Annotated in this window: 22 protein-coding genes; 11 read left to right on the top strand and 11 right to left on the bottom strand. The window is 49.0% G+C overall.

Annotated elements, in window-relative coordinates; genetic code table 11:
- The first annotated feature begins 73 nt into the window (after positions 1-73).
- Positions 74-706, top strand: a complete 633-nt coding sequence (gene ribA / locus ACO0K2_RS16830; protein WP_423020940.1) for a GTP cyclohydrolase II — start codon at positions 74-76, stop codon at positions 704-706.
- Between the two features lie 483 nt (positions 707-1,189).
- On the opposite strand, the gene ACO0K2_RS16825 is transcribed toward ribA, so the two are convergent.
- The 4 genes from ACO0K2_RS16825 to ACO0K2_RS16810 form a co-directional block, all read right to left on the bottom strand.
- Entirely contained in the window at positions 1,190-1,597 is a 408-nt protein-coding gene (locus tag ACO0K2_RS16825) for an ACT domain-containing protein (RefSeq protein ID WP_423020938.1), read from the bottom strand.
- Positions 1,598-1,692: 95 nt separating this feature from the next.
- Positions 1,693-2,040, bottom strand: a complete 348-nt coding sequence (locus ACO0K2_RS16820; RefSeq protein WP_423020936.1) for a DMT family protein — start codon at positions 2,038-2,040, stop codon at positions 1,693-1,695.
- 118 nt (positions 2,041-2,158) lie between these two features.
- Positions 2,159-2,701, bottom strand: coding sequence for a hypothetical protein (locus ACO0K2_RS16815; RefSeq protein ID WP_423020934.1), 543 nt, complete (start codon positions 2,699-2,701; stop codon positions 2,159-2,161).
- 60 nt (positions 2,702-2,761) lie between these two features.
- A complete protein-coding gene (locus ACO0K2_RS16810) occupies positions 2,762-3,601 on the bottom strand; it encodes a hypothetical protein (protein ID WP_423020932.1) in 840 nt (279 codons plus the stop codon).
- Between the two features lie 773 nt (positions 3,602-4,374).
- Here ACO0K2_RS16810 and ACO0K2_RS16805 point away from each other — a divergent pair.
- Positions 4,375-4,809, top strand: a complete 435-nt coding sequence (locus ACO0K2_RS16805; RefSeq protein ID WP_423020930.1) for a DUF4431 domain-containing protein — start codon at positions 4,375-4,377, stop codon at positions 4,807-4,809.
- Between the two features lie 98 nt (positions 4,810-4,907).
- Here the strand turns inward: ACO0K2_RS16805 and ACO0K2_RS16800 are convergent, their stop codons facing one another.
- A complete protein-coding gene (locus ACO0K2_RS16800; RefSeq protein WP_423020928.1) occupies positions 4,908-6,113 on the bottom strand; it encodes an MFS transporter in 1,206 nt (401 codons plus the stop codon).
- Positions 6,114-6,217: 104 nt separating this feature from the next.
- On the opposite strand from ACO0K2_RS16800, the gene ACO0K2_RS16795 reads away from it, so the two are divergent.
- Positions 6,218-7,126, top strand: a complete 909-nt coding sequence (locus ACO0K2_RS16795; RefSeq protein ID WP_423020926.1) for a LysR substrate-binding domain-containing protein — start codon at positions 6,218-6,220, stop codon at positions 7,124-7,126.
- 62 nt (positions 7,127-7,188) lie between these two features.
- Here the strand turns inward: ACO0K2_RS16795 and ACO0K2_RS16790 are convergent, their stop codons facing one another.
- From ACO0K2_RS16790 to zwf, 4 genes are all read right to left on the bottom strand, one after another.
- Positions 7,189-8,031 (bottom strand): HDOD domain-containing protein, encoded by an 843-nt coding sequence (locus ACO0K2_RS16790; RefSeq protein ID WP_423020924.1) that lies wholly within the window; start codon positions 8,029-8,031, stop codon positions 7,189-7,191.
- A 203-nt stretch (positions 8,032-8,234) separates the two neighbouring features.
- Positions 8,235-9,137 (bottom strand): SIS domain-containing protein, encoded by a 903-nt coding sequence (locus tag ACO0K2_RS16785; protein ID WP_423020922.1) that lies wholly within the window; start codon positions 9,135-9,137, stop codon positions 8,235-8,237.
- 121 nt (positions 9,138-9,258) lie between these two features.
- Complete coding sequence (locus ACO0K2_RS16780) at positions 9,259-9,927, bottom strand: 6-phosphogluconolactonase (protein WP_423020920.1); 669 nt, start codon at positions 9,925-9,927, stop codon at positions 9,259-9,261.
- A gap of 14 nt (positions 9,928-9,941) precedes the next feature.
- Positions 9,942-11,402 carry a glucose-6-phosphate dehydrogenase gene (zwf, locus tag ACO0K2_RS16775; RefSeq protein WP_423020918.1) on the bottom strand — a complete coding sequence of 487 codons (1,461 nt, stop codon included), beginning with the start codon at positions 11,400-11,402 and terminating at the stop codon, positions 9,942-9,944.
- Between the two features lie 360 nt (positions 11,403-11,762).
- On the opposite strand from zwf, the gene edd reads away from it, so the two are divergent.
- From edd to ppc, 4 genes are all read left to right on the top strand, one after another.
- The gene (gene edd / locus ACO0K2_RS16770) at positions 11,763-13,604 is read left to right on the top strand and encodes a phosphogluconate dehydratase (protein ID WP_423020916.1); all 1,842 of its coding nucleotides are present in this window, start codon (positions 11,763-11,765) and stop codon (positions 13,602-13,604) included.
- A gap of 40 nt (positions 13,605-13,644) precedes the next feature.
- Entirely contained in the window at positions 13,645-14,295 is a 651-nt protein-coding gene (gene eda / locus ACO0K2_RS16765; RefSeq protein ID WP_423020914.1) for a bifunctional 4-hydroxy-2-oxoglutarate aldolase/2-dehydro-3-deoxy-phosphogluconate aldolase, read from the top strand.
- Positions 14,296-14,421: 126 nt separating this feature from the next.
- Entirely contained in the window at positions 14,422-16,056 is a 1,635-nt protein-coding gene (gene pgi, locus ACO0K2_RS16760; RefSeq protein WP_423020912.1) for a glucose-6-phosphate isomerase, read from the top strand.
- Positions 16,057-16,314: 258 nt separating this feature from the next.
- On the top strand, positions 16,315-19,101 hold the full coding sequence (ppc, locus tag ACO0K2_RS16755; RefSeq protein ID WP_423020910.1) for a phosphoenolpyruvate carboxylase: 2,787 nt from the start codon (positions 16,315-16,317) through the stop codon (positions 19,099-19,101).
- An 84-nt stretch (positions 19,102-19,185) separates the two neighbouring features.
- On the opposite strand, the gene ACO0K2_RS16750 is transcribed toward ppc, so the two are convergent.
- On the bottom strand, positions 19,186-19,761 hold the full coding sequence (locus tag ACO0K2_RS16750) for an outer membrane beta-barrel protein (protein ID WP_423020908.1): 576 nt from the start codon (positions 19,759-19,761) through the stop codon (positions 19,186-19,188).
- Between the two features lie 243 nt (positions 19,762-20,004).
- Here ACO0K2_RS16750 and mobB point away from each other — a divergent pair, with 243 nt between their 5' ends.
- The 3 genes from mobB to ACO0K2_RS16735 all read left to right on the top strand — a co-directional run bounded on the left by mobB (position 20,005) and on the right by ACO0K2_RS16735 (position 21,445).
- Positions 20,005-20,532, top strand: coding sequence for a molybdopterin-guanine dinucleotide biosynthesis protein B (gene mobB / locus ACO0K2_RS16745; protein ID WP_423020906.1), 528 nt, complete (start codon positions 20,005-20,007; stop codon positions 20,530-20,532).
- Between the two features lie 64 nt (positions 20,533-20,596).
- A complete protein-coding gene (locus ACO0K2_RS16740) occupies positions 20,597-20,812 on the top strand; it encodes a YjfB family protein (RefSeq protein ID WP_423020904.1) in 216 nt (71 codons plus the stop codon).
- Positions 20,813-21,028: 216 nt separating this feature from the next.
- Positions 21,029-21,445, top strand: coding sequence for a hemerythrin domain-containing protein (locus tag ACO0K2_RS16735; RefSeq protein WP_423020902.1), 417 nt, complete (start codon positions 21,029-21,031; stop codon positions 21,443-21,445).
- Positions 21,446-21,483: 38 nt separating this feature from the next.
- Here the strand turns inward: ACO0K2_RS16735 and ACO0K2_RS16730 are convergent, their stop codons facing one another.
- Positions 21,484-21,702 (bottom strand): RNA-binding S4 domain-containing protein, encoded by a 219-nt coding sequence (locus ACO0K2_RS16730; protein ID WP_423020900.1) that lies wholly within the window; start codon positions 21,700-21,702, stop codon positions 21,484-21,486.
- A gap of 364 nt (positions 21,703-22,066) precedes the next feature.
- On the opposite strand from ACO0K2_RS16730, the gene ACO0K2_RS16725 reads away from it, so the two are divergent.
- The gene (locus ACO0K2_RS16725) at positions 22,067-22,318 is read left to right on the top strand and encodes a DUF2282 domain-containing protein (protein WP_423020898.1); all 252 of its coding nucleotides are present in this window, start codon (positions 22,067-22,069) and stop codon (positions 22,316-22,318) included.
- The last annotated feature ends 21 nt before the right edge of the window (positions 22,319-22,339 follow it).

Genomic DNA, 22,339 nt, shown 5'->3' with positions numbered 1-22,339 from the left:
GGCTCCTGCATTGCATTGTTGTCAGTGAGTTGACTGCCAAAGACCTGTTATCAAAAGAATTCGCGAGAAACGTATGTCAAGCAACAACCCGCCTGCTGAAAACAAAGAGCAGGTTTTGGAATTTGTCGATTCCTGTCAATTACCAACGACGTGGGCAAACTTCCGCATGCACGCTTTTTTTGAGCCTGCGACCGGAAAAGAACACGTCGCCCTGACACTTGGCGATGTCGCCGACGGACAACCCGTATTAGCACGTATCCATTCTGAGTGCCTCACTGGCGATGCCTTATTCAGCCAGCGTTGTGACTGTGGTCCACAATTAGAAATGGCACTGCAAAAGATCGCCCACGAAGGCCGCGGTGTATTGCTCTACCTGCGGCAAGAAGGTCGCGGTATCGGCTTGTTAAACAAAGTCCGCGCCTATCATTTGCAGGACGAAGGCGCTGACACCGTTGAAGCCAACCAGTTGCTCGGCTTTGCAGCGGATATGCGCAATTATGGTTTGTGCGATCCGATGCTCAAACACCTTGGCATCACATCATTACGCCTCATGACCAATAATCCACGCAAACTCGCTGCAATGGCAGGTTTAAACGTCACTGTCGCTGAACACGTGCCCCTGATCATTGAACGCAATCAATATAACAACCGCTACTTAAATACCAAAGCCACCAAGCTTGGTCATTTGATTGAAGCCGGGTTGTAAATCAACACCATAAGCCCCGATCATTCGGGGCTTTTTTGATTCTGGTAACCAGAGTTCGCTACCAAGTCCGTCATTTCGCTAATTTCGCTATTTCGTCAATCTCTTCATGTCGCTCATATCGTCATACCGCTAATCTCGTCATTTCATTGTTAATCCCGTCATTTCCGCGCAGGCGGGAATCCAGTGCGCACCAGCGCATGAGGTCAGAAAACATGTTTATGGAGATTCAACGCTGAAGGCGCTTACGCGCCACTGGATCACCCGCCTGCGCGGGCGATGACGGTTTGAAAGGGAACGTGATTTTAATTTTGATCTTAATTTTGATCTTGAATTTAATTTCTCATCCATAGCGGTTGCAACTTGCAACTCGTGAATAAGTTGCTATCCACCACATCGTCATTCCCGCGCAGGCGGGAATCCAGTGCGCACCAGCGCATGAGGTCGGAGAACATGGTCATCTGCAAATTCAATGAACGCACTCCATTAAGTTCTTTCAGTATTCCTTTGGAGTGCCTGCAACGTCTGAATCGCGTCATTTGCTTTGTCGACTGGCACAAAGATATGATCATGGCATGCACCAGCAACGACATTACAGCTAATTCCAGCATTTCCCAATGCAGCGGAAAATGCGGCCGTTAGCCCTATGGCGTGCAAATCTGAATTGACAGTCAGCGTAATCCAAGAGCAACGAAACAGAATATCTAGTTGATTTTTTATTGCATCGCCTTCGCTCACCACAACAGAAAGACCTTCCGCTTCCTTGATTGACGCCAAAATAATATGGGGATCGATGCATTGCGCTGGCTTGATTAAAGCAAAAGCGAAGGTGCCTGGATTGAGTACAGGCGTCATCGATCTGAGTAATGATGGCAAATCAGAAATTGGGTTCATCGTGTGCAGTCCCCTTCATCTCTATTTGTTTTTCGATAAATGTACGGTCGTTTGCCTCATCGCATGGCAGAGACTCAAAATCAAGACGTACTTCATTAAGCTGAAACGTCTGCTTTAAACGCAAACGCAAAAAATGCTGCTAATCCCAAACAGAAAAATGCGGCAACATAGTTCCACGCGAGCTTTTCTTTTAAGAAAAAAATTGCAAAAATGATGAAGACACACAGCGTTATTACTTCCTGAATAATCTTTAACTGAAAGCCGGTAAAGTATCCATATCCAAGGCGGTTAGCGGGAACTGCGAGACAATATTCAAACAATGCAATTCCCCATGAAAGTAAAATGGCTTTCCAAAGCGCCCAATCATGACCATATTTCAGATGACCATACCAAGCAACAGTCATAAATATATTTGATAAAAGCAAGAGGAGGATGGTATTCATGAGATAAGGATAAAACGTTAATGATAGGTAATGGATAAAAATCGGACTTGTACTATCTGCTTTCTTTTATATTCAAGATTATCCTTTTTCGACTAAGAACGGATAATGGGCTTTGTCATTACAAACGATAGGTGCAATTCACTGCGAGCAGAAAGGTGAATGCTACCAGCAATGGCGGCTGTGGCTGAGTTGGATAGTCGATGAGATAGCGTCGCCGTGAAGAAAAACTCAAAAAAGGAGAAACGTCCTTGAATCGTGCCACTATTTCGGTTCCCCGATAAAGTTCAAATCCAAATCCGAACCAAGACCGAGGAACTAATGTGTATTCTTGGTCCAGATACGTAATAACGTTGATTTTCCCTCGACCGCCAAACTGTGCCGTGATTGCGGGACTTGTTGATGATGATAATTCTTGCAGCCCAAGGTCGAAGCGATTAGCGAAGAAATGGTCGCTACGTAGTACCTTGAAAAAGTGATAGGCTGCTCCTTGGACGGTCACACAAGGGGCGTCCGTCAGTTTAAGATCTTTAAGCATGGGTGTAAGTGGCGCACCGCTTGCGGCAAAGATACCTCGCTGTAATTGAATCTCACTTTGTGTTTCTCCTGAGGGGGCGTAGATCTTGTATGTATTCAGACTCAGACGCTCGGCAAACTGGTTCAAAATGATTCTCCAAAAGTAAAACGCTGTGCGGCATGTCATTGATTGATGGACACAGTCAATCTATTGACTACCAATTGCAGCAGGATAAGAAGCCGAAATGGTGCCCAATGGAACAATGACATCATACTTCGTCTTACTCAAACTTGATCTTGCTCTTCGTGGATGCGGTGAGCATATTGCTTTATCTGCAGAGGGGCCGTCACATGCCCAAGCATCTCCACCTGTCGTTGAAAAATCGATATTTTGGGTGGTGAAATAGCGCGAAAGTCGCTCTGCCATTGGATGAATGTCTGTTTCTTCAAAACGTCGACTTGCCATCTCTGAATGATAATTGCCGACTAAAATCAAAGCTGTATAGGTAGGGTATTGCTGTAGTCTTGTTTCGATGTTGAGTGCCATGATTGAATCGCGCCAACCCGGCCAAAACGTCTCGTTTTCAGTCAATAAAATAGGTTCGTCTTTATCGCCAGCATCAATTGCGAAAAGCAAAATATCTTTTTGTGCAGCACGCAGCAATCTGACCCTCTCGATAAGTCGTAACATCGCTTCGCTGCTTCGTCCGTCAGGCATACTTGAATGCCAAAATTTCCCCGACGTCAGTTTCATTTTATCGTCAGGCATTCCAGAGCTCTTCAGATATTCAAGGATTGGTATTTGTTCGTCAACTGGTATCTCAAGCCCCAACATCAACGGCCGATTTTCGGTTACCAGACTGCATGCTAAACCACTAACGAATAAGGGAATTTCATTCGTTCCATGCGTTTCGCCAACGATGATGACTCTTGCTTTGAGTTGATTAACATCAATGACACCTTGTGGCTCGCAAACCGCTTCATTAGCGTAAGAACTTGAATAAAGCAAAAACGGGATGATCCAACTTAATGGTTTGAAAAAACGCATAAATTAACCGATTCTTAGATTTTGACGCCACAAAAAGCAGCGTTTGTGGGATACAGATTTATTTAAAAGTTAGGTGCACTTGCCCAATAATAGATTGAAACACCTTGAAGAGGGTGTAACCTAATTAAACAGTTTCGACGGCGACAAATTCTTTCGTTATTGACCTCAGACTTCTACGTGAATATGAATTCTTGGCAAAAGTGTTCTCTTTGTTGTGCGCTGATCTTGCTCTATTGAGAGGATTTTCTTGTAAGAAATTATACAAATCGAATGCATTTGTTCAAGGGCTAAGTGCTATAACGATCCAAGTTCAGCTCGGCTAAGACGCAACTTTTTATTTAATTGGCGCGGCAAGTGATCAAGACACAATTATTGGTGATGTTAAACGCCTTGGATCAGAAAATATTTTCATGCGTGTTTAACGCTGATGGCGCTTAAGCGCCACTGGATCACCCGCCTGCGCGGGTGATGACGGTTTGGAAGAGAGTGTGGTTTTAATTTTAAATTGTTTAATTTTGATTTGTTTAATTTTGAATTTAATTTCTCATCCATGGCTATTGCAACTCGTGAATAAGTTACTACCCACGACATCGTCATTCCCGCGTAGGCGGGAATCCAGTGCGCGTCAGCGCATGAGGTTTGGTCGAAAAATATGCTCATCGGTATTTAAAGCTGGAGGCGCTTACGCGCCTCTGGATCGCCTGCCTGAACAAACGCTGATACTTGTTTTGATCGGCTGGGTAAAACACGTCTATTTCTTTAAGGTGTCCCATATGTGGCGAACATTATTCTTAGCTGCGGTCTGTGTCTCGTTGGGTGGCACAGCGCATGCCAATACCAATACAAACACGTGTCTTCGGTATCGCGAGGATGTGTCCCTTCAAGGGACGCTGACACGACAGACTTTTCCTGAGCAGCCTAATTATGAAAGCGTTGCGCATGGTGATGCCAAGGCGACCTATTTCTTGCTGAAGCTTGATCCAGCCGTTTGCGTTGCTCCTGGGGACGATGAGGATGAAGCGGGGGAGGGACACGTGAATATCGTTCAACTAGTGTTTATGGGCAAGGAAGATATGTTTGGACCGTTGCGGCCATCACTTGGGGAAAAAGTGCAGTGTTCGGGGCAGCTCATGCATGCGTTTTCTGGGCATCATCATTCTCGCATTTTGCTCACAACATCGCGTTGTCAGGACGTGGAGCGCAGATAAAAAAATGTATCGGACGTTCGTTGATGGAACGGTAAATCATCGTGCAAGGAGGCGGGTTGCTGCGCAGCTTGCACGACTTTCATTGCGTGAGGAGTCGATTAGTGTGTGCCGGTCACGCGGGTGGATGTTGCGTGGAGAGTGATTCCCTCTTGACGATCTAAATAGCCAGCGATTGTTGTTAATGCGAGTGCGCCCAGCACGACAATAGCGCCTATCCATGGCGTCGCCATCAATCCAAGGGTTGAGACAATGAAGCCGCCAACCCATGCGCCACCGGCAATGCCAATGTTGAATGCGGCAATATTCAAGCCAGAAGCGACATCAACAGCGTGCGGCGCATCAAGCTCTGCCCGCTTAACAACATATACCTGAAGACCCGGCACGTTACCGAACGCAACTGCACCCCACATCAATACGGTACCAAGTGCGAACCACGGGTTATGCGCAGTGAAGGTGAGTGCAAATAAAACGAGTGCCAGCAGCAGAAACACGATCTGCAAAGCGCGAATGGGGCCCTTTTGATCCGCCAGCTTGCCACCCCAGATATTGCCAACGGTGACCGATACGCCATACACCAACATGACCAAGCTCACGCTCGTCGCCGAGAAGCCTGACACTTCTTGCAAAATTGGAGCAAGGTAAGTGAAGGCGATAAATGATCCTCCATAACCAAGTGCTGTCATCGCATAAACGAGTAATAAACGTGGTTTTTTTAGTACGGATAATTGAGTTAGTAGGGAAGCCGGCTTATTGGTTGGTATGTTGTCCGGTACAAGGATCCAGCTACCAACAAAGGCGATGATACCGAGCAAAGAGACGGCGAGAAAGGTGGATTGCCATCCCCATGTTTGGCCGATCAATGTGCCAAGTGGTACGCCTGTTACCAGTGCAACGGTCAATCCGGTAAACATCAATGCGATAGCGCTAGCGGCCTTGTCTTTGGGGACTAAGCCAGTGGCAATGGTTGATCCGATAGAGAAAAAGACGCCATGTGCTAAACCGGTCAGCACCCGCGCGACCATTAGTGCCTCGTAGCCTGGTGCCATCCATGCCATTAAATTTCCGATCGTGAATAGTGCCATTAAGCCGAGCAATAACAGTTTGCGCTGTACGCGTCCAGTCAATGCCGTTAATACTGGTGCGCCGATGGCGACTCCTAGTGCATATAAACTCACGAGCAGTCCGGCTGATGGCACTGACACGCCAAGATGAGTGGCAATGGTGGGAATTAAGCCCACAATAACGAATTCTGTGGTTCCGATGGCGAAGGCACTGAGTGTCAGTGCCCAAAGTGCGATAGGCATGATCTTCCTTTCAGATAATGGAGTGAGAGGGTTCGCAGTGTGCGCGCAGTGCTATCAAAGAAAAACCAGGTTGGTTACAATATACTTTTGACTGGGAGTCACTAATGCTTGAGTTGGATGCACTAATTGCTTTTGAGGCAGTCATCGATACGGGCTCGTTTTCTGCCGCTGCCGAGCGTCTTGGTCAAACACCATCAGGTATCAGCCGAGCGATATCTCGTCTCGAGTCTAAGTTAGGGATGACGCTCATGACGCGCACTACGCGTCGACTCGATCTCACCGAAGAGGGGACGTGGTTGCTGCAGCGTGCACGGCAAGTGTTATCGGACCTTAAAGAAACCGAAGAACAGTTGACCGCCCGTCTTTCTCAGCCCTCCGGTGTTGTACGGATTAGTGCAGCAACGCCAGTTCTCGATCACTTACTTGCACCATTGGTTGCGGACTTCATGGATGCTTATCCGTTGATCCGACTTGAGTTAGTGAGTGGTGAGACGGTCGTTGATTTGATTGAAGCGCGAATTGATTTGGCGATTCGGATCGGCCCCTTGGCAGATTCCACCCTCAATGCACGGCGCTTGGGAACGAGCCGCCTGCGGCTGTTGGCTTCTCCGGATTACCTAGCGCGCCATGGAGCCCCCGATCACATCGACGCACTCGCTGGGCATCGCTTGTTGGGATTTACAGAGCCATCCTCCCTCAATATTTGGCCATTGCCGCAATCTGGTGGCGATGGGTTATCGATACAACCTAGTATCGCTGCCTCTAGTGGTGAGACATTGCGTCATTTGACGTTGAATGGTGTGGGTATCGCTTGCCTTGCTGAATTTTTAACGCGCAGTGATGTGGAGGCCGGACGCTTAGTTCCTGTCTTAGAGAAAATCACCTTGCCTTGGAGTCAGCCTGTTTGGACTGTCTTTTACAAACAAGCCGCATTAGCGCCGCGCATTGGCGTGTTGGTTCATTTCTTAGCGCAGAGGTTGAGCGCAGTGTTGGATGATGAGATGAAAAGATAAAGAGAGGGGGCGACAGGGTGGCCCGTCGCCTTACCTTACGTCATCCGTGTTCGACGTTCGTTCTATAACTCAATGCTTTCAGTTAACCGTTGAAATTCTTTACTGGCGTCGATTAAAAGTTGGTCGAGTGATTCGTTTGTAAGGCCCAGCGCTTGCCATGGTAATGCGGCAATTTCCGGTGTGCTATGGTCGGGGTTGTCGGTGCTCGCAAGAACATGTGCGATGCGGTCGGCGACGTTGACGATGGATGCGAGGAATCGAAGTCCCGGTGTCTCGGGGTGATGATGGCCAGCGATGGCGTGGGTCATTTGCTCTGAGAAATTCCATTGCTTTGCCAACGCTTCACCGACAGTGTCATGACCAATGCCAATGACTTCGTGTTCGGCTTCGATGCGGCTGCAGTGATGTTCCGTTTGCCAAGTCAGGACTTGTTCGTATTCAGGGCCGTGATAGGTCACCAACACCAAAATGCCGACATCGTGGAGTAAGCCAGCGGTGAAGGCAACATCCTGATTGAAATTTAATTGGGAGGCGATTGATTTTGCGACGATACCAACAATGTTGGCGTGTTTCCAAAACGCTTTATGGCTAAAGCCGCGACAGTTGTTTTCTGGGAAGCAGCCGGTCAGTGACGCGGTGACGATGATTTGACGAACAGTATTGAGTCCGAGCATCGAGATTGCCTGCTGGATCGTCGTTACTTTGAGCATCGTCGAGTAATAGGCCGAATTCGCATAACGCAACGTCTTGGCGGTCAATGCGATATCGTGCGTAACTTTTTTGGCTAACTCCAGGGTGTCGACGTTTTCTTTATCGATATTGTTCAGAATTTCCATCACCACAGCGGGCAGGGTGGGTAAATCCTTCACATCTTCAATAATCTCGTGAATGGCAATCGTCGACATACATTACTCCTTGGTGTATCAGGGTGTCGGGGCGCGAACACGTCGCATGACGAGTGCAGTGTGGCGTCCTCATTCATTTCAGTAGTGTCTACAATAACCTGAAGAGAGCCAGATTGCCTGAAAAAATCTTGCAATCCATGCGTGTGAGTCGAAACTGTTGCTTTCGTAGCATTGCTGCAACGCACAGACTGACCGTGAGGGTGTTAGACCTTAGAGTCGATCCGTTTTTCGCTGATGCTGATTTTTGCACGCTCGAGCATATCGATCGCCGCAGGGCCTCGGAGCAGGGTGACTGCCACGGCAAGGGCATCGATGTAGGTGAGATGCGCCAAGCGCGAAGTCATCGGGGTATAAATATCCGGATCTTCTTCAACGTCGACGCTGATATGCACATCGGCATAATCGGCGAGAGGGCCTCCACTGGCGCACAAGACGAGCACTTTCGCACCCGCTTGTTTGGCGAGTTGAACACTATTGATCAGGTCGCGTGTACGCCCTGTGCGTGAAAATGCGACAACGACGCAGTCACTGTTGAGTAAGGAGGCAGACTGTGCTTGCAAGTGGGCATCGCAAAACACCGTCGTTGGGATACCAAAGCGGAAAAACTTTAATTGCGCATCAATGGCAAGGGCACCCGAGTAGCCGAGGCCATAACATTCGATACGACGAGCGCGTGCCAATAAGCTCACAGCCGCCTCAAAGCTGGCCGTGTTGGCGTTATTACGTGCCTCCATCAGTGTTGCGATGGTCCGGTCAAAGACTTTTGGTAAAACGTCTTTGACGTGATCTGCTTGATTGACGTCTAAATGGAGATACGGAATCCCCGTGGCTAAACTTTTAGCGAATGCCAATTTAAACGTTTTGAATCCATCAAACCCCAAGCTTTGCGCGAAACGCGCGACGGTTGGTTCGCTGACATCACATGCTTGGGCTAGCACGCGGATCGACATTTCAAGTGCGTCGTGTGGCTTTTGTAGTAAAAATTCGGCGACTTGACGCTCGGCACGGCTCAAGGCGGTACTCGCGGTTCGGATACGTGCGAGTAATCCTTTTTCAGAGGGTGTTGAAGGCGAATTGTCAGAGGTGTCAGAGAAAGGATGGGCCATAATGTACGTTTTCAAGATCAGGACTGGTTCAAAAGTGCGCGACAGGCTGCATAAATGCACAAGCCCTGATGTTGTTTGCTGATGTTATCTCTTTATCTATTACTGGTACTGCGTATAGTAATCAGGGACACCAAAATACGTCAATCGGACAAGTTGCTTCGCGAAGTAGAGCAGCGATAGGTAAATTGCCTTCGAGCGCATTATCGAGCACCCGACGCTTTTCCGCACCGGTAATCACCAACCACAGGCGTTCTGTCTTCAACAGACGTGGTAAAGAGAGCGACATACGGCTTTGACGGGTTTGTGGATGCACCGCGGCCAAGCAAGTCAGTTGATCGTGTTGAGTTGGTGCACCCGGGAACAGCGACGCAATGTGCCCATCTGCACCCATGCCCAGTAAAACGGCGCTAAAGGCGTGGGGCAGTTGTGTTTGCAGACGATCATCGATTGCGTCCGTAGCGACTTCTGGCGAGCTGCTGGCATTTTTGAGTGAGACCAGTTTCCAGCGCTTTGCTTGCCCCGATTGGTTGAGGCAGCGGCGAAATAAACCTTCATTGCTTTGCTGATCCGCATCACTTACCCAGCGTTCATCTGTGGCGACTAAACTCACCGAGTTGTTGGTGCTTGATTGCGCCAATAGCGTATCGAGTCGTTGATAGATGGGCGCAGGCGTGGAACCTCCTGCTAACGCAAAGCTAGAACCCTGTGGGCTTGTCTCAATAATACGCAGCCATTGTTGGCTGAGTGCTTCAGTCAACGCGCTGAAGTTGTCAAAAGTGTGATAATTCATGTGTGGCATGCCGATTAATTGTCTACGTATTCTTCGCCCCAAGCGGCACCGTTTTGTGCGAGCAAGAAGCTTGATGCAGAAGGTCCCCAGCTACCGGCGATATAGGATTTCAAGCCTTCATGGTCGTTTTGCCACGCACTCATGATCGGATCGATCCAATTCCATGCGGCACTCAATTCGTCGTCACGCACAAACAACGTCAGGTCGCCATGCATCGCGTCGAGCAACAAACGCTCGTAGGACTCAACGCGACGCGAGTTCGATGCCTCAGCGAAGTCAAGATTGAGTGCGACATCGGATAAGCGAATGCCTTCACCGGGTTCTTTGGCCTTCATGAACAACTGAACGCTTTCTTCTGGCTGCAAAGAAATCACGAGACGGTTTGAACGCATTGGTCCTTGTGACTGGCCAAAAATCGAGTACGGAATCGGTTTGAAGTTGATGGTGATTTCCGCGCAACGTGTTGCCATGCGTTTGCCAGTGCGTAAGTAGAAAGGAACACCCGCCCAGCGCCAGTTGTCGATTTCGGCACGGATAGCGACAAATGTCTCTGTCCGGCTTGCTTGTGGAACGCCTGGTTCTGCTTGATAGCCAATCACTGGCTGACCATCGACCGCGCCTGCACGATACTGACCGCGGACTGTTTTTTTGCTGACTTCGTCTGGGGTGAATTTACGCAGCGCACGTAATACTTTCACTTTTTCATCTCGGATTGCGTCAGGGTTGGCATTGACTGGCGGTTCCATGGCGACGATGGAGACTAATTGCAGTAAATGGTTTTGCACCATATCGCGCAGTGCGCCGGTATGGTCGTAGAAATCGCCGCGTGATTCAACACCGACTTGTTCGGAAATCGAAATCTGTACATCTTGAATCCATTTACGGTTCCAGAGCGGCTCTAGGAACGAGTTAGCGAAGCGCAGTGCCAACAAATTCTGCACCATTTCTTTGCCGAGATAGTGGTCAATACGGTAGATCTGGTTTTCGTTCAGATACGTGCGCAATGATTGGTTGATTTCACGTGCTGACTGGGCATCACGTCCCAGTGGTTTTTCAACGACAACGCGGGCGTTACCTTCGACCAAGCCGTGTTTCGATAACTGTTCAACGACAGGAATAAAGATATCCGGGCCTGTTGCCAAGTAGAACAGGGTAGCGTTGGTGTCTGAGGTATTGAGTGAAGATTTAAGTGCTTCAAAATCGGAGGGTACGCGCGCATCGATTTTGGTGTAGTGTGTTAATTGCAAAAATGCAGCAAGACTCTCTGCTGTCGCGCCGGTCACTTTGGATGCATAGTCAGCGATGCTGCTACCAACTCGTGAACGATATTCATCGTCCGTCAATTTTTCACGGGCCGCACCGATAAATTTGAAATCAGTATCTAGCCTGCCGTTCACAAACGCGCTGTATAACGCTGGAATGATCTTGCGCTTTGCCAGATCGCCTGTGCCGCCAAATAAAACAAATGTGGTCATGCTGACTCCGTGATGTTTTTTGAGTTGTTTTGTTCTGAAACTGTTCGTGACACGAAAACGTCGCTTCGCTAGCGGGTGTGCCGGTCCTGCGGGCGATTGTGTCTTTCCGGTAAAGAGATACTTCTTGCACTATCCTGTTACTACGGACAGCTTGATTATGCCAGAAAAACTTCAAAAATGTAGTTTCATTACGATAAATTTGATCAAAATGCATAAAAAAACAGCACATAAGGAAATTTCTGAAAGTTTGTTACGGAATTTTCCTGAATTATGCTATCTTTCATGCTATCTTTGATTGTATTAAATCAGTACCTTCGACCAGCTTTATTATTTCTGCCCATTTGGGTATTAGGTGAGTTTATGACAACATCTCCTTCCGTCGCGTTGCATCCGGTAATCAACCAGGTGACTCAACGTATCATTGAGCGCAGCAAACACCTCCGCAGTGCTTATCTTTCTCAGCTCGAAAAAATGCGTGGTCGCGGCCCGCGTCGTGCTAGCTTGTCTTGTGCTAATCAGGCGCATGCCAATGCTGCTATGGATAGTAGTACAAAAATCTGGTTAAACCAGGCACAGAAACCCAATATCGGTATCGTGACGGCATACAACGATATGCTGTCGGCGCATCAGCCTTATGAGTCTTACCCGCAGCAAATCCGCCAAACAGCATTGCGTTTTGGCGCAACGGCACAGGTGGCAGGTGCCGTCCCAGCGATGTGTGATGGTGTGACACAAGGGCGGCCAGGCATGGAGTTGTCCTTGTTTTCACGCGACGTCATTGCGCAGGCGACAGCCGTTGCTTTGTCGCATGACGCTTTTGATGCCACCTTGTGCTTGGGAATTTGCGACAAAATCGTACCAGGTCTGTTAATCGGTGCATTGGCGTTTGGTCACTTACCGACCATTTTTATTCCAGCAGGCCCGATGGGCTCTGGTTTGTCGAATAAAGAAAAAGCGGCGGTGCGTGAGCGCTATGCCCAAGGCAAAGCCACCAAAGAAGAGTTGCTCGCTGCAGAAAGCGCGGCCTACCACAGTGCCGGTACATGCACATTCTACGGTACCGCAAACAGCAATCAGATGCTGCTAGAGGCCATGGGATTGCACCTGCCTGGTGCCGCTTTTGTACATCCGAATGATCCATTGCGTAGCGTATTAACAGACGCTGCGGTGGAACGTGTGTTGCAAATGACGGAGCAAAGCGGTAACTACAAGCCTATCGGTCAACTCGTTAACGAAAAAACGATCGTCAATGCAATCATCGCGTTGTTGGCAACCGGCGGCTCCACCAACCATACGATTCACTGGATTGCAGTGGCACGTGCGGCAGGCATTTTGATTGACTGGCAGGATTTTGATGAGTTGTCGTCTGTCGTTCCACTCTTAACCCGTGTTTATCCGAATGGCACCGCCGACGTCAATGCATTTGAAGATGCGGGTGGCCCAACATTTGTGATGCGTGAATTATTGTCCGCTGGCTTGATGCATGGCGACGTGATGACCGTGTATGGCGATCAAGGGTTGCATTCGCATACAGGCCGTCCGGTCCTGACTGAAGAAAATAAAGTGCAATGGAAAGAACATCCAGCACTGTCGTCGGATACGTCCGTTGTTCGTAATGTGACGGAGCCATTCGCGGCAACGGGTGGTTTGCGTTTGCTGAAAGGTAACCTTGGGCGGGCGATTGTGAAAGCATCCGCTGTCCCTGAAGAAGCATGGATCGTGAAAGCGCCTGCGATCGTATTCGAGTCACAGGATGCCCTTGTGAAAGCGTACAAAGCCGGTGAGCTGAATCGGGATTTTGTGGCAGTGGTGATTTTCCAAGGACCACAAGCGAATGGTATGCCGGAGTTGCATCAGTTCACGCCAGTATTGGGTAGCCTGATGTCGGCTGGATACAAGGTCGCACTGGTGACGGATGGTCGTATGTCGGGTGCATCGGGCCGTATTCCGGCTGCATTGCACGTTAGCCCGGAAGTGGCGCAAGGTGGGCCGCTGGGTAAAGTACGTGATGGTGATTTGGTGGAATTAAATGTCCACACTGGCGAATTGACCGCCTTGGTCGATGAGCAGGAATGGAACCAGCGTGCTGTTCGTGAATTAAGTAAAGAACCAACATTTGGTTATGGTCGCGATTTGTTCGCGGCACAGCGTCGTGTCGTTACTGCTCCTGAGCATGGTGCATCAACACTGTTTATTGACTAAATCATCGACCTCACTCGTGAATTATTCTGGAGAAATCAATATGAGTTCCACCCGCTTTACAAAGCAAAACATCATCGCCCAACTTGAGCAACTGCGCGTTCTGCCTATTCTGGTTACCGACGATGTTGATCAGGCGATTCGCTGCGTGACGACACTGGCTGAGAATGGCTTGCCAGCCGTTGAAATTACCTTGCGTACACCAAACGCAATGACGGTATTGCGAGAAGTAGTCAAAGCATGTCCAACAGTGACAGTGGGTGCAGGTACGATTCTGACGCAGGCGCAGTTAGACGCAGTGAAAGAAACGGGTGCTGCATTCGGTATTAGCCCTGGCATTACACCTGTGCTGGCAAAAGCGGCGGCCGAATCTGGTTTGCCGTATTTCCCAGGGGTGGGTGGGGCGAGCGATTTGATGCTGGCATTAGAGCATGGCTTTGATGTCGTCAAGCTGTTCCCATCGGATATCGTTGGTAGCACCAAAATGGCAAAAGCCTTGGGTGGCCCATTTCCTGATGTGCGCTTCTGCCTGACAGGTGGCGTTACTGTGGAATCGACACCCGCGTTGTTGCAACAGTCGAACGTATTGTGTGTTGGTGGCTCTTGGATGTGCCCAGCGTCATTGATTAATGCGGGAGACTGGACGGCGATCGCTAGTCTGGCTGCGGCAGCTGCGCAAGCGGCAAAGAAGTAAAGTAATACTCAGGATGTAAAGGGGGCATTGTGAGACAACATGCCATCGCAGGAGATTCATTGCGGATCATGGTCGTGCTCCCTTTTTTTGCAAATAATCAAAAATTCAACATGTAAAAGCAAGATCATGGCTACTTCTGTTTCTCGTACCCCGCTTTGGTGTTTGTTGCAGCAACGTGCAACGAATTTACCGAGTTTAAAAGAATTATTCCGCGCTGACCCACAACGTTTTACGCATTTTTCTGCGTCAGCTTGTGGAATTTTGCTCGATTATTCCAAGCAGCGTATTGATACAACAGCGAAGCTCAATTTGTTGGCGCTTGCGCGTCAGCAGAACGTAGAAGAGCGCCGTGATGCGATGTTACGTGGTGAAGCAATTAACCACACTGAAAACCGCGCGGTATTGCACACCGTTTTGCGCTTGCCACGCGGCGAAGCGTTTGAACTCGATGGCGTTAATATCGCTGCTGATGTACATCAAGTGCTGGCACAAATGCGCACATTTAGTGATGCGGTTCGTGAAGGTCGTTGGCTGGGTTATACCGGCAAAGCGATTCGTACTATCGTTAATATCGGTATCGGTGGCTCAGATCTAGGGCCGCAAATGGCATGTATCGCTTTGGCACCGTGGTCGCAAAAAAATCTGTCTTTGCATTTCGTATCAAATGTCGACGGTCGTCACGTTGCCGATGCCTTAGCCAATGCTGACCCTGAAACGACCTTATTTGTTGTTGCGTCGAAGACGTTTTCAACCATGGAGACACTGACCAACGCCCGTACTGCCCGGGAGTGGATGTTGGCGCATGGTTGCCCTGTGGATCAAATTCGTCAGCATTTTGTGGCCTTGAGTACGAACGTAAAAGCAGCCGCCGACTTTGGTATTGCCCCAGAAAATGTCTTTCCATTCTGGAATTGGGCGGGTGGTCGTTATTCAATGTGGAGCGCCATTGGGCTTTCGATTGCCTTGTATGTCGGGGCAGATCGTTTTGAAGAAATGCTTGCGGGTGCGCATGAGATGGATCTCCACTTTGCGCAGGCACCATTGGAGCAAAATTTGCCAGTGTTAATGGCATTGATTGGCGTTTGGAATATTAATTTCTTGGGCCTACAAGCGCTGTCTATTGCACCGTACCATCAACGGATGACCCGTCTGCCAGCGTATTTGCAGCAGCTGGAAATGGAAAGTAATGGCAAATCAGTGACCCGTGAAGGTCAGCGTGTGGATTACACCACGTCACCAATTTTATTTGGTGAGGCGGGAACGAATGGCCAGCATGCCTACTTCCAATTGTTGCATCAAGGGGCAACGATCATTCCGACAGATTTTATCGTCGTTGCGGACGATGATGCAGGTCTACCAGGTCATAACCAAGCCCTGTTGGCGAACTGTTTTGCACAATCCAAAGCCATGGCGCTCGGAAAAACGATGGATGAAGTCCGTGCCGAATTAGGTGACTTACCTGAAAAAATGCTTGCGCCGCGCGTATTTGAGGGGAATCGTCCCACTTCTACGGTGCTACTCAATGAACTGACGCCACGTTCTCTGGGTGCATTGATTGCCTTGTATGAGCACAAAGTGTTTGTGCAATCGGTGATTTGGGATATCAATGCATTCGATCAATGGGGTGTGGAACTCGGCAAATCGTTGGCGCAACAATTGATTAGTCTCGATCCAGCCGCCGTGAAAGAAGAATACGATAGCTCAACCAAAGGCTTGCTGCTGGCGGTCAAACGCAGTCAAAAATATAAGAATGCCGCTTAACTGACATTCGTCGTTCACTTCATTGCAGTGGTATTTTTGCCGGGATCGTGGCCTCTCGGGGCTACTTTCTGCGCGTTTGGTCAGTTGATGGCCCGTTGCAGTGAGGAAGTTTGTTGTATGTAAGCCTCATGTCATTTCGTCGAAGTAAGCTCATCACGTCGTAATGCCTGAGGATTCAACGTGGATAGCAATATCCAGGATAACGCATCAAGATTTTTCATCTTTCTTTGTTTACCCATACCGTAGAATTTCGTCAGCATGAATACTCACCTCCATCCCCAATTAAAAATGAACGATAAAGACGACGATAAAGACCAAAGTTTGCGCGAAGATATTCGCCGACTGGGACGCCTGTTAGGTGACACCGTACGTAATCAACACGGCGATGAAGTATTTGATCTGATTGAGCAGGTGCGACAGAACTCGATTCGTTTTCGTCGCGATGCAGATGAAGCTGCGCGCTCTGCGCTAGAAGCGACGCTGGACGGACTGACGAACGATCAAACGACGCAAGTGATTCGGGCATTCAGCTATTTTTCTCACTTGGTCAATCTTGCTGAAGATCAGCATCATATTCGCCGTACCCGCGCACATCAGATCGCTGGATCAGCACCGCGCGCCGGCAGCTTGGCTCATACCATTGAGTCCTTGTATAACACAGGGCATACGTCTCAACATCTGATCGATTTCTTTCAGACCGCGCAAGTGGCGCCAGTACTGACTGCCCATCCGACCGAAGTGCAGCGTAAAAGTATTTTGAATTGCCAGATGGTGATCACGCGCTTGTTAGATGAACGCGATCGGATGCAGCTGACACCGGAAGAAGCGGAAGCCAATGAAGAGGCATTGGGACGCGCTGTGTTAACCTTGTGGCAAACACGCATGCTCAGAACCTCCAAATTATCCGTCCTCGACGAGGTCGAGAATGGCCTGAGTTTTTACGATTACACTTTCTTACGTGAGTTGCCGCAGTTGTACGCTGGCTTAGAAGACTTGCTGGCAAGCAAAGATCCTTCCTTCAAGCAAGCTGAACTGCCTAGCTTTATGAAAATGGGAAGTTGGATTGGTGGCGATCGTGATGGAAATCCCTTTGTGACGGCAACGATTCTCGAAAAAACACTTGCTATGCAGAGCACGACAGCGTTTAAGTTTTATCTCGATGAATTGCATACATTAGGCTCGCAATTGTCGATGGCTACTTTGCTGGTGAGTGTCTCGGATGATCTCCAAGCGTTGGCGCAACGTTCGCCAGATCATTCCCCGCACCGATCTGATGAGCCATATCGTCTGGCTATTAGCGGCATCTACGCACGTCTGGCTGCAACCTACACTGCGTTGCTGGGCCTCTTGCCGACTATCCCGCCGAGTGGTGAAGCTGATCCTTACGCGACCGCTGAAGAATTAGCGGCGGATCTCGATATCGTGCATCAGTCATTATTGGCGCATGGTTCAGCAGCGATCACGCGGGGACGCTTGCGACATCTGCGTCGTGCGGTACGCGTATTTGGTTTCCATCTTGCGCCTGTCGATTTACGTCAGAACTCTGATGTCCATGAGCGCGTTGTTGCCGAATTGTTGCAGGCGGCGAATCCCCAAGTGCGTTATCTGGAGATGACGGAAGATCAGCGGATTGAAGCACTGATTCAAGAAATCAGTTCTGCGCGCCCCTTGGCTTCACCCTATCTGGTGTATTCCGAAGAGACGCAGTCGGAATTAGCGATTTATCGTGCTGCTGCGACGGCAAAAAAACGTTACGGTGATGGTGCGGTGCCAAACTGCATTATCTCGAAGACGGATGGTGTGTCGGACATGCTTGAATTAGCGCTGTTACTCAAAGAGTCAGGCTTGCTGCACCCCGCCGAAGGGCGTCTGGACGTCAATATTATCCCGCTATTTGAAACCATTGGCGACTTGCAAAATAGTGCGCCAGTGATGGATCGCTTATTTGCTATTCCGGCCTATGCGCGTTTGCTTGCGAGCAGAAACAATGCCCAAGAGGTGATGCTTGGCTACTCTGATAGCAATAAGGATGGCGGTTTCTTGACGTCAGGTTGGGAGTTGTACAAAGCAGAGCTAGATCTGGTGCAGGTCTTCGCCCGCCATCAGGTGCGCTTACGTTTGTTCCATGGTCGCGGCGGCTCGGTGGGGCGTGGCGGTGGTCCAAGCTATCAGGCGATTCTTGCGCAACCAGCAGGTGCGGTGCAAGGACAGATTCGTTTGACGGAGCAGGGCGAAGTCATTACTGCAAAATATGGTAATCCAGAGGTAGGCCGCCGTAATTTAGAAGTGTTGGCGTCGGCAACAATGGAGGCAACATTGCTTTCCGATGCAGAGCAACCGCCACGTCCTGAGTTCTTGTCTGCGATGGAAGAGCTTTCTGATCACGCGTTTAAAGCGTACCGCGATTTGGTGTATGAAACAGAGGGATTTGAGCAGTACTTCTGGGAATCAACGGTCATTTCAGAAATCGCTGGTTTGAATATTGGTAGCCGTCCAGCATCACGCAAAAAATCCACTGCTATCGAAGATTTGCGTGCGATCCCGTGGGTATTTAGCTGGTCACAATGCCGTTTGATGTTGCCGGGCTGGTTTGGATTTGGTGCAGCGGTGCAGCACTACCTGAAAGCGCACCCGCAAGACGGTCTGCAAACACTGCAATCCATGTTTAAAGAGTGGTCCTTTTTCTCGACCGTGCTCTCCAACATGGAAATGGTGTTAGCGAAGAGTGATATTGGTATTGCGAGTCGCTATGCCGAGTTGGTCAAGGATGAGTCATTGCGTGCGCGCATCTTCCCTCGCATTGCTGCTGAACATGCATTGACGATTGATGTACTCAAAGCGATTTCCGGACAAGAAGAGTTGTTGGCCGCTAATCCTTTACTCGCACGTTCGATCCGTAATCGCTTCCCTTATCTGTCGCCGTTAAATCACGTTCAGGTTGAGTTGTTAGAGCGTTTCCGTCATGGGGACGAAGATGAACGAGTTCGTCGTGGCATTCATTTGTCGATTAACGGTATTGCGGCTGGTTTGCGTAATAGCGGCTAAACGTCTTTACCTCCGCATCGAAAAAAACCGCATCACGTTGACGTGTGCGGTTTTTTTTTGAGTGGCAATCGTTTTGCCGTTGCATCAAAAACTCCGTTGCAGACCGATCTGGAAATTGTTGACGATCGTGCTTGCGTTGTTCATTAAGTCGAGACGACGTGAAGAGATTTCTACACGTGCAGATACGGTATCCGTCAAAGCGTAGTTCGCACCAATCGCGATCATAGGCTTTGTTGAATGGGTCGTTTGATTTGCGCTCACTGGTCCGATTGTGCCGTTTAGTTCTGCTTTGTTGTAGCCAACACCCAGTTTAATGAAACCGGTCATTTTATCGATCAGAGGACGGCGATAGACGCCAGTCACCTCGATAGCGCTGCCTTTGACTGAGCCTGCCACTAAGCCAGTAGCGGTGTAGCTGCTGGCGTGAATCGTGCCGAATGTGGTGTAGCCGACTTCAGCACCCCATTGATTATTGATGTTGTAACCGCCAACGACGCTGAAAGCAGTGTCATACGTGTCGCAAAAACTTGCTTGTGAGCAGCTGGTTTCCCAACGTGCCTGTCCCACTGTACCGCCAACGTACATCTGCGCCATGGTCTGGGTGCTCAACAGCAGGCCAGTAAGGAGCATCGCCGCGGACATGGTTTTTTTATTCAACATGGTAGACCTTGTGTTAGTGTGATTGATTGCCGATAAAATGATGGATAGCAAGAGAAAACAATATTGCAATAAAGTTAATTATTAATCCGTCGGCGGCCTGCATTGTAACTGCTCATTTCTTTTCCGGTTGGAAAGGTTCCTCTAAAACAATGCCCAGGGAGCGGTTGTCAATGAAGAGAAGTCGACGGTTCGATCATGGCGCGTGAATGGGTGAATGGCACCCTTGGTGCGTAAAAAGGAGTGATGTCTGTGCAGGTATTGGGTGTAGTAGGGTGGTCGGGAAGTGGAAAGACAACATTACTTGAGTTTTTGATTGCTGAGCTGGGACGGCGAGGCAAAACGCTCAATGTCATTAAACATAGCCACCACGATGTGGTGCTAGAGCCGCCTCATAAGGATAGTGCGCGATTTCGGGCGGCTGGTGCCGGAGAGGTGATGTTGGTATCACCGTATCGTTATGCGATTGTCCGCGAATTACATGCCCAGCCAGAGCCTGAGCTTCAAACGTTGGTGTCTCGTTTGTCGGCGGCAGATTTGGTGCTGGTGGAGGGGTATAAGTGGGCTGCGATCAGTAAGTTAGAAGTATTTAGGCCGGGTGTTGGCAAAGAGGCCAATTACCCAGCAGATAGCAACATCCTTGCGGTAGCCTCTGATGTCGCTCGTCCGGCGACTGCACGGGAAGGGCTTGTCTGGCTTGACTTGAATCAGCCCGCATCCATTGTTGATTGGATGATTGGTGCGATGCAAAACGAAAATCTTTCACGATTTTAAAAGAAAACACTAAAGAACCCCCTTCAGCCTGCCGATAAGGAGATGTCTGATAAGGGGAATTGTCATGAGTGTATCTGGTATTGCCGATGTAGCATCGACTCTGGCACAAGTCGGTACGAGCCAAGACATTAATATTGCTGTCTTGAAAAAATCGAATGAGTTACAAACGGAAGACGCTGCAGCCTTGATCTCGGCGATTCCTAACAACTCTGCGTCCAGCGGTACATCCTCTGGCAATTTGCCTCCTCATTTGGGGCAAAACGTGAATGTGGTTGCCTGATCATTCGTTAATCTTTGACAACGTTTGACGGGGTGAACGTCTTAATGCAAGCAGGTTGATGCTTGCCAAATGACACTGCTTGCACCTCCAGCACATAGTTACACACAAAAACAGCGCACAAGATGCGCTGTTTTTATTGGTGAAATGATTTTCAACAAGCAAAGTTCTCACCGATCAGCCATAATCTTGGCACTTTATTGCAAGAGGATAAGAAATATGACACACGAATCATGGGGCTGGTCAGATCGCTTGGCGCTACGCTATGAGCCGATGGACGAGACACATAAAGAATTCGTCACGCTTTGTGCTGCGTTATCGGAGGATAATCCCGCAACGTTTATCGAACGACTTGATGCATTAATTGCACACTCTGTTGAGCATTTTGAGCAGGAAAATCAGTGGATGGCTGAAACTGCTTTTCCGCCCGCTGGTTGCCATAAACAAGAACATGATTCAGTCTTGGAAATCATGCGGGAGGTGCGTTCACACGTGTTGGCGGGTGATCCTGACCTCGCTGCGCGGCTCGCAGAAGAATTGCCGCATTGGTTTGAACATCATGTTGATACCATGGACAACATGTTAGCCCGGTTCATGGCGGCCCAGGCAGATCAGGCTGTCGCTTCGGCGACGTAATCGGCAAGAGAGAACGCTTTATCGGTTTCTCTCGTGGTTTATTCTGCCGAGACAGTAATGCGAATATCGCCCAGTTGCACCGTTTGTCCTGCACGGATTTTGGCGGTTTTTCGCAATTCCTGTTGTCCATCAACAAATACATCACCGCTTGCGACAATTGCTTTACCGGCGCCACCGCTATCACAGAGCCCCACCAGCTTCAGTAATTGATTGAGTTCGACAAATTCGCCCTGCAGGCTGAAATCTAAAGTTTGCATGTGCGCTCCAACGCGATGAGTGAGAAGAGGGCGAAGAATACACTAAAACATAGCCTCTTTGGGATTAAGATGTACGGTGCCGCATACTTGAAAGCGCTGTGCTCTACCAACGACTTAAGTTGTGGGATATCGATGCTCCTTTGATGAAAAAACGTTGCAGCACTTGAAAGTTGGATGATTCCGAGTAGCATGCAATGAACGCTGTGTTTAGATGAATCTACATGATCTAGTCTTGCGTATAAGTTGATGTCGGGTTGAATAAAATTTTTTTTGCCATTGTGTAAGTTTATCGGCGTCTACCCGACTACTAGTGGTAGTTAAGAAGTTTTTTACTGAAGTACCTCACTCATTTACGGAGAATCACATGAACAATAAAGCAATGATCGCAATCGCTCTGGCAGGTTTGGTCGGATCCTCAATGGCAATGGCACAAGATGCGCCAAAAACTGAAAAATGCTACGGCATTGCCAAAGCGGGTCAAAATGACTGCGCTACAAAAACAGGCTCCCATTCCTGCGCTGGTCAAGGTAAGAAAGACAATGACCCATCTGAATGGAAAAAAGTACCTGCAGGTACATGTGAAAAAATGGGCGGCAAGCTCGAATCAGGTAAGTAATTCGGACTTTTACGTCTGATC

Origin of the sequence: Undibacterium sp. MH2W (assembly GCF_049340215.1) — a bacterium.
GTDB lineage: Bacteria > Pseudomonadota > Gammaproteobacteria > Burkholderiales > Burkholderiaceae_D > Undibacterium.
Note: the sequence above shows the minus strand (reverse complement) of the source record. Positions and strands in the feature narration are given on the sequence as shown.

Excerpts from the sequence above, each read along its gene's own strand:
- ACO0K2_RS16810 (WP_423020932.1), bottom strand. The coding sequence starts at position 3,601 with ATGCGTTTTTTCAAACCATTAAGTTGGATCATCCCGTTTTTGCTTTAT.
- ACO0K2_RS16820 (WP_423020936.1), bottom strand. The coding sequence starts at position 2,040 with ATGAATACCATCCTCCTCTTGCTTTTATCAAATATATTTATGACTGTT.
- ppc (WP_423020910.1), top strand. The coding sequence starts at position 16,315 with ATGAATACTCACCTCCATCCCCAATTAAAAATGAACGATAAAGACGAC.
- ACO0K2_RS16725 (WP_423020898.1), top strand. The coding sequence starts at position 22,067 with ATGAACAATAAAGCAATGATCGCAATCGCTCTGGCAGGTTTGGTCGGA.
- ACO0K2_RS16735 (WP_423020902.1), top strand. The coding sequence starts at position 21,029 with ATGACACACGAATCATGGGGCTGGTCAGATCGCTTGGCGCTACGCTAT.
- ACO0K2_RS16800 (WP_423020928.1), bottom strand. The coding sequence starts at position 6,113 with ATGCCTATCGCACTTTGGGCACTGACACTCAGTGCCTTCGCCATCGGA.
- zwf (WP_423020918.1), bottom strand. The coding sequence starts at position 11,402 with ATGACCACATTTGTTTTATTTGGCGGCACAGGCGATCTGGCAAAGCGC.
- pgi (WP_423020912.1), top strand. The coding sequence starts at position 14,422 with ATGGCTACTTCTGTTTCTCGTACCCCGCTTTGGTGTTTGTTGCAGCAA.
- edd (WP_423020916.1), top strand. The coding sequence starts at position 11,763 with ATGACAACATCTCCTTCCGTCGCGTTGCATCCGGTAATCAACCAGGTG.
- ACO0K2_RS16780 (WP_423020920.1), bottom strand. The coding sequence starts at position 9,927 with ATGAATTATCACACTTTTGACAACTTCAGCGCGTTGACTGAAGCACTC.
- eda (WP_423020914.1), top strand. The coding sequence starts at position 13,645 with ATGAGTTCCACCCGCTTTACAAAGCAAAACATCATCGCCCAACTTGAG.
- ACO0K2_RS16730 (WP_423020900.1), bottom strand. The coding sequence starts at position 21,702 with ATGCAAACTTTAGATTTCAGCCTGCAGGGCGAATTTGTCGAACTCAAT.
- ACO0K2_RS16790 (WP_423020924.1), bottom strand. The coding sequence starts at position 8,031 with ATGTCGACGATTGCCATTCACGAGATTATTGAAGATGTGAAGGATTTA.
- ACO0K2_RS16750 (WP_423020908.1), bottom strand. The coding sequence starts at position 19,761 with ATGTTGAATAAAAAAACCATGTCCGCGGCGATGCTCCTTACTGGCCTG.
- ACO0K2_RS16825 (WP_423020938.1), bottom strand. The coding sequence starts at position 1,597 with ATGAACCCAATTTCTGATTTGCCATCATTACTCAGATCGATGACGCCT.
- ACO0K2_RS16805 (WP_423020930.1), top strand. The coding sequence starts at position 4,375 with ATGTGGCGAACATTATTCTTAGCTGCGGTCTGTGTCTCGTTGGGTGGC.
- ACO0K2_RS16795 (WP_423020926.1), top strand. The coding sequence starts at position 6,218 with ATGCTTGAGTTGGATGCACTAATTGCTTTTGAGGCAGTCATCGATACG.
- mobB (WP_423020906.1), top strand. The coding sequence starts at position 20,005 with ATGTCTGTGCAGGTATTGGGTGTAGTAGGGTGGTCGGGAAGTGGAAAG.
- ribA (WP_423020940.1), top strand. The coding sequence starts at position 74 with ATGTCAAGCAACAACCCGCCTGCTGAAAACAAAGAGCAGGTTTTGGAA.
- ACO0K2_RS16740 (WP_423020904.1), top strand. The coding sequence starts at position 20,597 with ATGAGTGTATCTGGTATTGCCGATGTAGCATCGACTCTGGCACAAGTC.
- ACO0K2_RS16785 (WP_423020922.1), bottom strand. The coding sequence starts at position 9,137 with ATGGCCCATCCTTTCTCTGACACCTCTGACAATTCGCCTTCAACACCC.